At 64.0% G+C, this 11,375-nt stretch carries 9 protein-coding genes and 1 pseudogene; 5 read left to right on the top strand and 5 right to left on the bottom strand.

From position 1 onward, the window contains the following. Window positions 1-88 precede the first annotated feature (88 nt). From ACILSQ_RS18615 to ACILSQ_RS18600, 4 genes and pseudogenes are all read right to left on the bottom strand, one after another. Window positions 89-1,471, bottom strand: a complete 1,383-nt coding sequence (locus ACILSQ_RS18615) for a DUF1501 domain-containing protein (protein ID WP_395745151.1) — start codon at window positions 1,469-1,471, stop codon at window positions 89-91. Between the two features lie 350 nt (window positions 1,472-1,821). Next, window positions 1,822-2,010, bottom strand: a pseudogene (locus ACILSQ_RS18610) (DNA polymerase beta); the annotation flags it as partial. A 219-nt stretch (window positions 2,011-2,229) separates the two neighbouring features. Next, a complete protein-coding gene (locus ACILSQ_RS18605; protein WP_395745150.1) occupies window positions 2,230-2,721 on the bottom strand; it encodes a GNAT family N-acetyltransferase in 492 nt (163 codons plus the stop codon). A gap of 282 nt (window positions 2,722-3,003) precedes the next feature. Then, the gene (locus ACILSQ_RS18600; protein ID WP_395745149.1) at window positions 3,004-4,596 is read right to left on the bottom strand and encodes a trehalase family glycosidase; all 1,593 of its coding nucleotides are present in this window, start codon (window positions 4,594-4,596) and stop codon (window positions 3,004-3,006) included. 136 nt (window positions 4,597-4,732) lie between these two features. On the opposite strand from ACILSQ_RS18600, the gene ACILSQ_RS18595 reads away from it, so the two are divergent. The 3 genes from ACILSQ_RS18595 to ACILSQ_RS18585 all read left to right on the top strand — a co-directional run bounded on the left by ACILSQ_RS18595 (window position 4,733) and on the right by ACILSQ_RS18585 (window position 8,265). Beyond that, window positions 4,733-6,250 carry a trehalose-6-phosphate synthase gene (locus ACILSQ_RS18595; RefSeq protein ID WP_395745148.1) on the top strand — a complete coding sequence of 506 codons (1,518 nt, stop codon included), beginning with the start codon at window positions 4,733-4,735 and terminating at the stop codon, window positions 6,248-6,250. Beyond that, entirely contained in the window at window positions 6,240-7,052 is an 813-nt protein-coding gene (otsB, locus tag ACILSQ_RS18590; RefSeq protein WP_395745147.1) for a trehalose-phosphatase, read from the top strand. The genes ACILSQ_RS18595 and otsB overlap by 11 nt, the downstream gene beginning before the upstream one ends. Before the next feature lie 133 nt (window positions 7,053-7,185). Beyond that, the gene (locus ACILSQ_RS18585; RefSeq protein ID WP_395745146.1) at window positions 7,186-8,265 is read left to right on the top strand and encodes a Gfo/Idh/MocA family protein; all 1,080 of its coding nucleotides are present in this window, start codon (window positions 7,186-7,188) and stop codon (window positions 8,263-8,265) included. A 131-nt stretch (window positions 8,266-8,396) separates the two neighbouring features. Here ACILSQ_RS18585 and ACILSQ_RS18580 read toward each other — a convergent pair whose 3' ends face one another. Further along, a complete protein-coding gene (locus ACILSQ_RS18580) occupies window positions 8,397-8,645 on the bottom strand; it encodes a hypothetical protein (protein ID WP_395745145.1) in 249 nt (82 codons plus the stop codon). 193 nt (window positions 8,646-8,838) lie between these two features. Between ACILSQ_RS18580 and ACILSQ_RS18575 the strand changes: the two genes are divergently transcribed. Both ACILSQ_RS18575 and ACILSQ_RS18570 read left to right on the top strand, forming a co-directional pair. Beyond that, window positions 8,839-10,164: an RNA polymerase sigma factor gene (locus ACILSQ_RS18575; RefSeq protein ID WP_395745144.1), complete on the top strand. Its 1,326-nt coding sequence runs from the start codon at window positions 8,839-8,841 to the stop codon at window positions 10,162-10,164. A 70-nt stretch (window positions 10,165-10,234) separates the two neighbouring features. Further along, window positions 10,235-11,353, top strand: a complete 1,119-nt coding sequence (locus ACILSQ_RS18570; RefSeq protein WP_395745143.1) for a sialidase family protein — start codon at window positions 10,235-10,237, stop codon at window positions 11,351-11,353. The last annotated feature ends 22 nt before the right edge of the window (window positions 11,354-11,375 follow it).

Here is an 11,375-nt window from a genome sequence, read left to right as displayed (position 1 = left end):
AAAAATCTCTGCTTCCTCTGCCTCTCCGCCCCTCTGCGGCAAAACCGAACGGCCCCTGCTTTCTCTTCATGCACCTGACTGATTGTGTTCATGCGAGGATGGCTTTGACGACTTCGCTGCCTTCCACGCCTGTGAGTTTTTGGTCGAGGCCGTTGAGGCGGAAGGTGAGGCGCTCGTGATCGAGGCCGAGGAGATGGAGAATCGTGGCGTGGAGATCGCGGATGTGGACTTTGTCCTGGGCGGCGCGGAGGCCGAACTCGTCGGTGGCGCCGTGGATGTGGCCGTGCTTGACGCCGGCGCCCATGAGCACGGTGGTGAAGCCCCAGGGGTTGTGATCACGGCCCACGCCTTTTTCGCTCATGGGCATGCGGCCGAATTCACCGCCCCAGATGACGAGGGTGTCTTCGAGGAGGCCGCGTTGTTTGAGATCCATGATCAGGCCGGCGACGGGCCTGTCCGTGCGGGCGCAGTATTCGGTGTGGTTTTTGAGCACGTCTTCATGAGCGTCCCAGCCATTGGTGTCGCCGGAGTAGAGCTGCACGAAGCGTACGCCGCGCTCGATCATGCGGCGCGCCAGGAGGCAGCGGGTGCCGAATTCGCGGGTGGTGGGGTCGTCGATGCCGTAGAGGTGCTTGGTGGCTTCCGTTTCGCGGGAGAGGTCCACGGCCTCCGGCGCGGCGCTCTGCATGCGGAAGGCGAGCTCGTAGCTGCGGATGCGGGCGTCGAGCTCGCTGTCTGTCGCGTGCTGCGCCAGGTGCCGCGCATTCATCTGCTGGATGAGATCCAGCGTGGCGCGCTGGCGTGCGCTGGTCTGCGGGCTTTGCAGGTCCAGGATGGGGCTGCCGCCTGCGCGCATGGTGGTGCCCTGGTAGGTGGCGGGGAGGTAGCCGCTGCCCCAGGAGGGCGGGCCGCCTTTGAGACCACCACCGGGATCTGGCATGACGACGAAGGCGGGCATGTCGGCGTTCTCAGAACCGAGGCCATAGGAGACCCAGCTTCCCACGCTGGGCTTGCCCATCTGGATGGAGCCCGTGTTCATCTGATAGACGGACTGCGGGTGGTTCACGCTGTCACCATGGCAACTGCGGATGACGCACATTTCATCGGCGAGCTGCGCCATGTTGGGCAGGAAGTTACTGACTTCGATGCCGCTCTGGCCGTGCTTGCGGAAAGGCTTCACTGGAGCGAGCAGCGGGTTTTGCGCGACTTTGCGGCGTGTCTCCACTGCGCCGTAGCTTTCGGGGAGGGGCTTGCCGGCGTGGCGGACGAGCTCGGGCTTCGGATCGAAGAGGTCGAGATGGCTGGGGCCGCCGTGCATGAAGAGCCAGATGACGCGCTTGGCCTTGGCGGGGAAGTGCGGGCGTGAATTTGCCATCAGGTCCGACAGGGCCACGCTGGACAAGCCCATGGCCGTGCCGCTGAGAAAGCGGCGGCGGGAGAGCGTCTGCATTTGGGCGAGGGCGCTGAGCATGGCGTGAAGACGAACGTTTGAGGGCGGTTCTAGCGGGGCGGGCGGAAAAGGTCAAGACGGGAGAGGGAGAGGTGTGCCAAATGGAAGGCAGAGCTTGTTCAATGCCGTGAGGTCCTTTGAGGGTAGGCAAGGTTAGCCGAGTGCGCATCGCACGTTGTCGAAAGATGTGCGTCGTCCCCTCACCCCAACCCTCTCCCCGAAGTAAACACAGAGCAATCACCTCCGGGGCGGGGAGAGGGAGATCCGCATTGGCCGCCCCCGATTTATCGGGTGCAAAATGATTTTAAGTGCACGGGTGGCTGATCAAGGCCGAAGAGTCGAGAATATCCCGCAGCAGACCGTGTTGTTTCTCATTGAGCATACACGGTGAGGGGCGCGGCGAGGATGGAGCGCCTGCGGTAGGGGTTGCCACTGCGCTCGACGGCGGCCCGGCTGAGAAGATCCACGCTATGTCCGAGCTGCTGTTCGAGGTCTTCTTTTAAGCCGCCCATTTCCAGCAGGCCCGCATTGGCATGCGGGAGGAATGTGACAAGAAAATCGTAATCGCTGCCTCATGCGAAAGTTCACTGGCGCGCGAGCCCAACAACTCCATGCGCGCGACGGCGTAGCGTTCGCACACAGGGCGGACCGCCGCACTGAGCGCAGGCAGGTCAAGCTTTGCTGGCGGAGACAGAACCACAGCATAGAATAAAATTTCGCAGGGATGCTGCAAGCCCTCGGAAAGACTTCAGTTGCGGCGCAACTGGGCAACTTTGCGGCTACAGCATTTTTTGCATCCAGAGGACATCGAGCCAGCGGCCGTGTTTGTGGCCGACTTCCTTGAGGTGGGAGACTTTGACGAAGCCGAATTTGGCGTGGAGGGCGATGCTGCCGGCCTGGTCGGCATCGATGCCGCCGAGGATGGTGTGATGGCCGATTTTGCGGGCGAGCTCGATGAGCCTGCCGAGCAACAGGCTGCCGATGCCTTTGCCCTGATGCTCGTGGTGGAGGTAGATGGAATCCTCCACACTGTGGCAGTAGGCCTGGCGTGGGTGGAAGCGACTGAGGGAGCCCCAGCCGATGATGTGGCCGTCTTCTTCGGCGACGATGACGGGGTGCTCGGGGCCGTGGGCGTCAAACCAGTCCTGTCGCTCCTGCGCGGTGCTGGGCACGGTCTGGTAGGTGCAGGTGCTGTGCTCCACGTAGTGATTGTAGATGGCGTTGATGGCCGGGAGGTCGGCGGGGGTGGCGGGGCGGAGAGTGGGGGGCATGACGTGACGGAAGGAATGACGAAATCAGAATGAGGAATGACGAAGGGGCGTGGGGACGGGAAGGCTGCGGAAGGTGGAGGGACTGAAAACTGGGAACTGAAAAATGGAAATTGTAAATTGGGGGTGGGTGTGCGGGCACGCTGGTGCTTTGCGTACGCTTCAGGCGGTGCGCATTTTTGACCCGTTTTACTCACGCGAAGCGCCTTGACCGAGGACCCATTCTTCGCTGAAGCTACGAAGGGCAAGCTGAGTTCGAGTAGGAGGACGAGGACGATTCCGGGGTCAGGCCGGGGTCTTCTGCGTGCGCGGTGGGAGCTGGATTCTCGCGGTGAAGGTCTGTTCGGTGTCGAGGTCGCCGAGGCAGCCGAGGTAGTCGAGGAGCTCCATGGTGCAGGCGTTGGTCCAGCCGAAGCCGGGCTCATTGGAGGGGTAGCCAAACTGGATCTTGCCGGTGACGTCGCTGGTCATGCCTTCGAGGTCGTATTTCTCAAAGAGCATGCCGGTGCGGCGGAACTCGGAGATGACGAGGGTGACGAAGCGGCGGGCGATGCGGCGGGCTTCGTGGCGGTAGCCGTAACGGTGCAAGCCCATGACGGCGAGGTAGTTCAGCGGCGCCCAGCCGAAGGGTTTGTCCCACTGGCAGCCGCTGAGGTGCAGGCTGGTGAGCAGGCCGCCCATGGCCTCAAAATCCGGGAGGCGCTCCACCACGCGCGCCGCCTGCTCACGGGTGGCAAATCCGGCCCAGAGGGGCCAGAAGGTGGTGGCGAAGGGGTAGGCGCGGCGGCGTCCGGCGCGGCCGTCGAAGTCGTAGAAGAGGCCGGCTTCTTCATCCCACAGGTGCTCATTGATGGCGGTGGCGCGCTGCTGGGCGCGCTCCTGCCAGACACTGAGCGAGGCGGTGGCATCGAGAAAGGCGCGTACTTTGGCGATGTCCACCTCCAGGCGCCAGAGGAGGGTGTTGAGGCAGGCGGGCATGATGTCGAGGATGTCGAGATTGGCGAAGCCAAAGCGGCCGCTGACGTCGAAGCCTGACTCGCGCATGCTGCGGTCTGCATGGTAGGCGTGGGTGGTGAGCGCGCCAGTTTCTGGGTCGAGGAAGGCGCTGGCATCCTGGACGTACTCGCCACCGGCGGCGAGATTGAGGCGGAGGCGCTCATAGTGGTTGCGGCCGTGCTCATCCACTTCTCCCAGGGCGACTTCGGGGGCGGGGCCCTGGGCGAAGTCGTAGTAGCGGGAGAGATTCATGCCGGGCACGAGATGGGGAGGCACCGTCCAGTAGTAGTAGAATTTTTCCAGCAGGGGGAGGGTGCGCTTGAGCCAGACGAGGTCGCCGCTGGCGCGGTAAACGGCCAGCACCAGGCGTCCGAGAAAGGGCGGGTGGGAGCGGGTGAGGTAGTAGGTACGATTTGCCGTGAGGACGGTGCCGTAGTGCTCCACCTGGTAGAGGCACTGATCGGCGATGGCGCGGGCCATGGCCACGCGGCCCTGGCGGAGCAGGCCGAGGGCGATGAAGTAGCTGTCCCAGCCATACATTTCATTGAAGCGGCCGCCGGGCACCACGTAGCGGCCTGGAAGAAAGAGCAGGCCGTGCTCATCGATGCGTGCGGGGTCCGGAGGCAGCACCTTCAAGCGCAGAGTGGTCATCTGGCCGGAGGAGAGGGATTTTTCGAAGATGTGCTGGACGCGGGGGAGATCCTCGGAGCGGGAGACGTAGATGGGGCAGCCCTGAGCGCCCTCCGCGCCGAGTTTCACATCGGACACGGCCTCGGCCACCTGGCGCAGCCCGCGGCTGAGTCCATGCCATTCCGTTTGAATGTGATGCACGAGGCGGGCGATGTCGCCCGTGGACGGAAAGGGTTGTTCTTCCTTGTTCACGGCTGGGTGGTTTTTTACCTCCTGCGGCCCTGCGGCATGCGATTTCTCAGGGGTAACCACTATTCGGCCCACAGGTGGGTGGTAGCTGTGCCGACATTGCAAAATAATCTGACCGCCCCTCAACCGAGATGACACTATGATCTCCAGCCGCAGATGGACGAAGGAGGAACTACGAGAGCTGATCGAGACACGTCTGAGCGGCGTGAAATTCATTGTGGTCTCCAACCGGGAGCCGCACATGCACCGGTATGGGGAAGGGGGGGATCTGGAATGCATTGAGACGACGGGGGGGCTGGCGACGGCGCTGCGGCCCATCATGGCGGCCTCAAAGGGGACGTGGATCGCCCATGGGGCGGGGAATGCGGACCGGGACACGGCGGACGCGCAGGGGCGGCTGGCGGTGCCGCCGGGAAACCCCAGCTACATGCTGCGGCGGGTGTGGCTGACGCCGGAGCAGGAGGAGGGGTATTACTATGGATTTGCGAACGAGGGGCTGTGGCCGCTGTGCCACATCGCCTTCAAACGGCCGGTGTTCCGGCTGGCGAACTGGGAGGCGTACCAGGAGGTGAACCGCATCTTTGCGCAGGCCGTCATTGAAGAAGCCGGGGGAGAGCGGGCCATCGTTTTCGTCCAGGACTACCACTTCTGCCTGCTGCCGCGGATGGTGAAGGAGATGGGCGGGGAGAAGCTGATCGTGGCGCAGTTCTGGCACATCCCGTGGCCGAACCGTGAGATGTTCCGCACCTGCCCATGGGGCCAGGAGCTGGTGGAGGGGCTGCTGGGAAATGACCTGCTGGGCTTCCACATCCGAAACCACTGCCAGAACTTTTTTGAGACGGTGGACAGCACGCTGGAGGCCCGGGTGGACCGGGAAGGATGGAACATCACGCGCGGCGGGCACATCACCAGCGTGCGGCCGTTTCCCATCAGCATCGACTTTGTGGCGAATGAAGCGCTGGCGCTGAGCACGGAGGTGGAGGAGGCCATGGAACGATGGCGCCGGAAGCTAAGGCTGGGCGACCGCCTGCTGGGGGTGGGCATTGAAAGGCTGGACTACACGAAGGGCATTCCGGAGCGGCTGCGCGCGCTGGATTATTTCATTGAGACTCATCCTGAATGGCGCGGAAGATTCAGCTTTGTGCAGATCGCGGCGCCGAGCCGCTCCCACCTGCCGGAGTACCAGGCGGCGGAGGACGAGATCGAAAAACTGGTGGAGCATGTGAACTGGCGGTGGGGACGGCAGGGGTGGCAGCCGGTGACCTTTCTCAAGAAGCAGCATGGGCTGGTGGACATGGTGGCGCTGCACCGGCTGTGCCGCTTTTTCATCGTGAACTCGCTGCATGACGGCATGAACCTGGTGGCGAAGGAGTTTGTGGCGAGCCGTGCGGACAATGACGGGGTGCTGATCCTGAGCAAATTCACCGGCGCCGCGCGCGAGCTGGACACGGCGCTGGGGGTGAACCCCTTTGCCATCCATGACACGGCGGAGGCCATGCACCGCGCGCTGACCATGGAGCCGGAGGAGCGGCAGCGGCGCATGAAAAGCATGCGTGAAAAGGTGGCCAGCAACAACGTGTACCGGTGGGCGGCCAACATCCTCAGCCACCTCATGAAACTGGATACCGCCGAGAGCACCGTGAACCATGACACCTGACTGGACCGACCCCGCCACCCGTGAAGCGCTGCACGCGTGGCTGACATCGCAGCCGCGCATTCTCATCGGGTGTGATTTTGACGGGACCATCGCCCCTCTGGTCTCGCACGCGGATGATGCGCGCCTGCCCATTCCCACGCGGCAGGCGCTGCAGCGGCTCATGGCGCAGCCCGGAGTGGCGCTGGTGCTGATCTCGGGCCGCTCGATTGCAGATCTGCAGCAGCGGACGGCGCTGGAGGGCGTGCTGTATGCAGGGAACCACGGGCTGGAGATGGCCTCGTATGAAGGAGGCACGCTGCTGGCGCCAGCGGCAGAGGCGACGGTGGGCGTGCTGGGTGAGGTGATGGCGCGGCTGGCGCGGGACCTGGCGCCGCTGCCCGGGGTGTGGATCGAGGACAAGCGGCTGAGCGCCTCCGTCCACTACCGCATGGCGGAAGAAGGGGCGCATGCTGAAATCGAGGCGCTGGTGAGAGCCGCGGTGGAAGGCGTGAAGGGGCTGATGATACGGCCCGCGAAACGCATCTGGGAGATCCGCCCCGCCATCGAATGGGACAAAGGCACGGCGCTGCGCTGGTTCATGTCCCGCTGCCAGGTGCCTTCCAGCGCGACGGCGTTCATGGGGGATGACGTGACGGACCTTGATGCCTTTCGTGAGCTGGAGGACGGCTGGACCTTCATGGTGGGGGCCGAGGTGGACTCCGCCGCGCGGGTGAGGCTGCGCGATCCGAGTGATACTGCGGCGCTGGTGGAATGGATGGCGGCGGTGCGGGAGGGGGCGCGGTTTGAAAACGTGCCTGCATGAGGCGGGGAGAGCAGGGATTTTGCCGCCGCTGTTTCAGCGCCTGTGTTTTCAAGTCTTGACTCCACCGGGGTCAATCGACATCCTCGCGGCCCTCGGACAAATTCACCAACCATCTTAATCAATCACCTTTTTTATGGCCATCAAAGTAGGAGTCATCGGAGTCGGCGGCATGTTGCAGTATCACGCGGCGGGATTCCGCAAAGCAGGGGCGGAAATCATCGCCGTGTGCGACGCGGCGCCCGGAGCAGCGGCCAAGGCGGCGGCGAAGTGGGGCATCACGACGCCGTATGAGACGGTGGAGGCCATGCTGGCTGCGCCGGAGGTGGATGCGGTGAGCGTCATCGTGCCGAACAAATTTCACAAGTCCCTGGCCATCCAGTGCCTGGAAGCGGGCAAGCACGTCTTCTGCGAGAAGCCGCCGGCGCTGCATGCGGATGAGGTGAAGGAGATCATCGCCGCCGCACAGAAGGCGGGCAAGCAGGTGCTTTTCAACTTCAACAACCGCGCGCGCCCGGAATCGCAGGCGATGATGAAATATGTGAAGCAGGGAGCGGTGGGCACCATCAACTCCGCGCAGGCGAAGTGGATCCGCCGCACGGGCATTCCTGGATTTGGCGGCTGGTTTACCACGAAGGAGCTGGCCGGTGGCGGCTCCCTCATCGACCTGCTGCACATGGTGGACCTGGCCATGTACTTCATGGGCTATCCCGAGCCTGCGCATGTGCTGGGGCAGACCTTCTCCGACTTCATCACGGACAAGCAGTTCAAGGGCCCCTGGGGCATCCCGGACCGCGTGGGCGGCATCACCGATGTGGAAAACTCCGCGCACGGTTTTGTCACCTTCAAGAGCGGGCAGGTGCTCTCCCTGCAGGTGTCCTGGGCGGAAATGGTGAAGCGTGAGGAAGTGTCCGTGGTCTTCCAGGGCACCAAGGCCGGCGGCTGCGTGCAGCGCCTCTTCGGCATCGACGGGCTGGACAACACGGCCATCGACGCGTGCGAGCTCTACGTGCAGGAAAACGGCCACAGCGTGAACCGCAGCATCACCGTCCCCGCGTGCGAGGACATGGGCCGCATCGACTCCGCCGCGAACTTCATCGAAGTGCTGGAAGGCAAGGCCGAGCCGCTGAACACGCTGGAGCAGGCTCTGCGCCTGATGCAGGTGATCGACGCGATCTATGCGTCTGCAGCCAGCGGCAAGCCGGTTTCGATCTGAGCCTGATAAGATTCACTGCAGCGGGGAGAATGAGCGTGAGGCTTGTTCTCCCCGTTTTGATTAAAGGTGAACTGGGAGTGCGGAGAGATAATCAAGCTGTCCAATCCTCAAGCGACAGGCCCGGGGTGTGTTCAGGCATCATCCAGCCGCACCGCCGGTTTTGTGGCGGTGCGTTCGGGTGCGGTGAAGGTCTCGTCGTCGATGCTGCCAAACAGTCTGAGCCAGCCGGGGGGATGACCCGTGACTTCCGCCTCTGTCTCCATGGCGGCGATCCGCAGGCGTTCGCGTGCCCATGCCGCCACGGGCTTGTGCTCACGGCGCGCAGATTCCTCAAGGGAGCGCGCCAGCGCGCTGTCGAGTTCGAGGGTGAGCGTGGACATGCCTGTTCTTACCTCAGAAAGAGGTGAATGCCAGGCGCGGCTCACTTAGGGGGCAGGCGGGGACGACGGGTGCTGTCTGGACCGCTCCGGGGGAAGGCGGGTGCGTCTAACACTGTGACTGCTGACATCTTGGAAGCCCACATTTCGTGCATGAAGATGCTGCGGCCGGTGTCTTTCGTATGACACTCTCTTTATGATGGACGCCCACCAGCATCTGCTCTCACGCTACCACCGCCAAGGTGACGCGGAGGCTTTTGCCGTGCTGGTGCGGGAGCATGGGGGGATGGTGTTTGCGACGGCGCGGCGGGTGACGGGAGATGCGGCGCTGGCGGAGGATGTGGCGCAGGAGACGTTTCTGGAACTGGCACGCAGCGGGCAGGGCAGGGTGAAAACGGTGGCGGCGTGGCTGCACCGCGTGGCCTGGAGCAAGGCCTGCAACGCGCGGCGCGGTGAGTCCCGCCGCAGGCGGCATGAGGATCAGGCGGCGGTGGCGGCGGAGATCGCCAGCAGCAGTGCGAGCGGCGAGCCTGCGTGGGAGGAACTGGAGACGCAGGTGGATGCCGCGCTGAACGAACTGCCGGAAGCACTGCGGGAACTGCTGGTGGCGCATTATCTGGAAGGCCGCACGCAGCAGGAAATGGCGGCGCGCGCCGGAGTGAGCCAGTCCACGATCTCGCGTCAGATCGAGGCGGGAGTGTGCGAACTGCGCACGAACCTGCGCCGCCAGGGCATGATGTGCGGTGCCGGGCTGGCGGTGTTCCTGAGTGCGCAGCACACAGCGGCCGCCGCCCTGCCTGCGACGCTGAGCGGCTCGCTGGGGAAGCTGGCTTTAAGCGGCGCGGGAAGCAGCGCCGCGCCGCCTGCCACGGTTTCCGCGACCTCCACATTCCTTGCCATGACCACGTCCACGAAAGTCCTGATTGCCACGGCCACGGCCACGGCCGCCGCCGCACTGAGCTTACCCCTGATGCAAGAGCCTCTTCCGCCCCATCCACCTGCCGAGGCGCGCCGGCCTGCGCCGCGGGTGACACCCGTCGTTCAGGGCAAACCGGAGCCTGCGGCCGTTTCCGCAAGGCCGCATTACCGGCCTCCCGCTGTCTCTCCCCAGGTGCAGCAAAAAGTGGATGCCATGCTGAAACGCTTCGCTGGAATGAAAAAGGGGCAGGCGCAGGAGAGCGAGGAGCTCAACGCTCTGCTGGACCGCGTCATCAGCGCGACGACGAATGATCCTGAGTTCAGTGAGGAAATGGAAAAACGCGCTTCCGCACTGCCTCGCACTGACACCAAAAAGCTGCTGAGGATCGATTTTGACATTTTTGATGGCGCGAGGGGCCGCGCCATGCTGGAGGCCGCTGTGTCAAATGATCCGAAGCTGATGCGAGACTGGTTTCTCAACACCCTGGACGGGGCGATCTTTGAATTCGCGTTTGATCCCAATCTTGAGCGCACCAGCAACGGGGTGAGCCTGGAGGCTCCGCCCCAGCAGCAGCCCGCGGCTTCAGCACCGCCGGAGGACTGAGGTTATCCGCCATGATGATTCCTGATGAGAATGATGAGATCCCGCCGTAACCAGAGGCGGACCTGCCACCATGAAATGCAGCATTCTCAGCATTCTTTCTGCGCTGCTGATTCCTTGCACGCGCGAGGCCGCGGCCGCTGACGGTGACAACGCCGCGCCAGCGGCCACGGTGGTTGAACGCGCAGGCATCACGGGTGCGGGATGGGCGGTGGTTGCAGGAGAAGCGGGAGCGAGCCGGGTCACGCTGGTCTATCCGAATCATCCCGACGACTTTGGCGGCACGGCGGGCACGGGTGCGAGCCATTCGGCTGACGGTGGAAGAACATGGACGCAAGGCCCGGACGACTGGCCGGTGGCGAAATGCATCGATCTCTGGCAGGATCGCATGAAAGACGGCAGCCTGGCGGCCTTTGGCATTCGATGGGTGCCGGACCCCAAAAAGCGTGGCGAGCAAACAGGTGCGGATGTGCCCGCTGACGCGTATGCCATCGCCGTTTCAAAGGACCAGGGGCGCACCTGGAGCACCGGGGTGGCCACGCTGCATTGTCCGCCGGAGATGGGGATCATCGCACGACCGCTGCCGCATCTCCTGGAAGATGGAAAAGGGGCGTGGCTGATGCCTGCGTATGCCTGGGGAAAAACGGGCACGCGTGCACTGCTGCTGCGCTCGGCGGACCACGGGCGGAACTGGTCTGTGCTTTCCACCATCACCACCGCGGCGGAAATGGTCAAGGCGGGTGCCGCTCCCACCACGCCGTGGCTGGAGACTGCGGTGGCACGCACGGCGGATGGAGCGCTGCTGGCGGTCATACGAACCGGCAGCAGCGAGCAGGCGGCACTCGTCGCCGCGCGTTCGGCGGATGGCGGGACGACTTGGTCGCCGGTGGAAAAAATCGTGGCGGGTCCGCAGCGGCAGATCGTGGCGGGGAAACTGCCGAGCCTGCTGCTCATGCCGAATGGCACGCTGGTGCTGCTCACCGCGCACACCAAACTTGGCTGCTTCCTGCATCTCTCTCACGATGGCAACGGGCGCGAGTGGAGCGCCGCGCGGGTGGTGACCCAAGTCAGCGGCGGAAACACGTGCATGACCGCGCTGGATGCGGAGACCGTGCTGGTCTTCACGCCGAGCAGCAAGCGCATCTCCTGCTGGAAGGTCGCGCTGCCAGCCGTGTCTTCCGCGAGGCGATGAAAAACCCGACGGATAGAAAAAG

Source organism: Prosthecobacter sp. (assembly GCF_044227185.1).
Taxonomy (GTDB): Bacteria; Verrucomicrobiota; Verrucomicrobiia; order Verrucomicrobiales; family Verrucomicrobiaceae; genus Prosthecobacter.
The sequence above is the reverse complement of the archived record's forward strand: the minus strand, read 5'-3'. Positions and strand labels throughout refer to the sequence as shown.

What these genes read in the sequence shown, in the direction of transcription:
- ACILSQ_RS18615 (WP_395745151.1), bottom strand. Translation starts at nt 1,471, where the DNA reads ATGCTCAGCGCCCTCGCCCAAATGCAGACGCTCTCCCGCCGCCGCTTT.
- ACILSQ_RS18605 (WP_395745150.1), bottom strand. Translation starts at nt 2,721, where the DNA reads ATGCCCCCCACTCTCCGCCCCGCCACCCCCGCCGACCTCCCGGCCATC.
- ACILSQ_RS18595 (WP_395745148.1), top strand. Translation starts at nt 4,733, where the DNA reads ATGATCTCCAGCCGCAGATGGACGAAGGAGGAACTACGAGAGCTGATC.
- otsB (WP_395745147.1), top strand. Translation starts at nt 6,240, where the DNA reads ATGACACCTGACTGGACCGACCCCGCCACCCGTGAAGCGCTGCACGCG.
- ACILSQ_RS18585 (WP_395745146.1), top strand. Translation starts at nt 7,186, where the DNA reads ATGGCCATCAAAGTAGGAGTCATCGGAGTCGGCGGCATGTTGCAGTAT.
- ACILSQ_RS18580 (WP_395745145.1), bottom strand. Translation starts at nt 8,645, where the DNA reads ATGTCCACGCTCACCCTCGAACTCGACAGCGCGCTGGCGCGCTCCCTT.
- ACILSQ_RS18575 (WP_395745144.1), top strand. Translation starts at nt 8,839, where the DNA reads ATGATGGACGCCCACCAGCATCTGCTCTCACGCTACCACCGCCAAGGT.
- ACILSQ_RS18570 (WP_395745143.1), top strand. Translation starts at nt 10,235, where the DNA reads ATGAAATGCAGCATTCTCAGCATTCTTTCTGCGCTGCTGATTCCTTGC.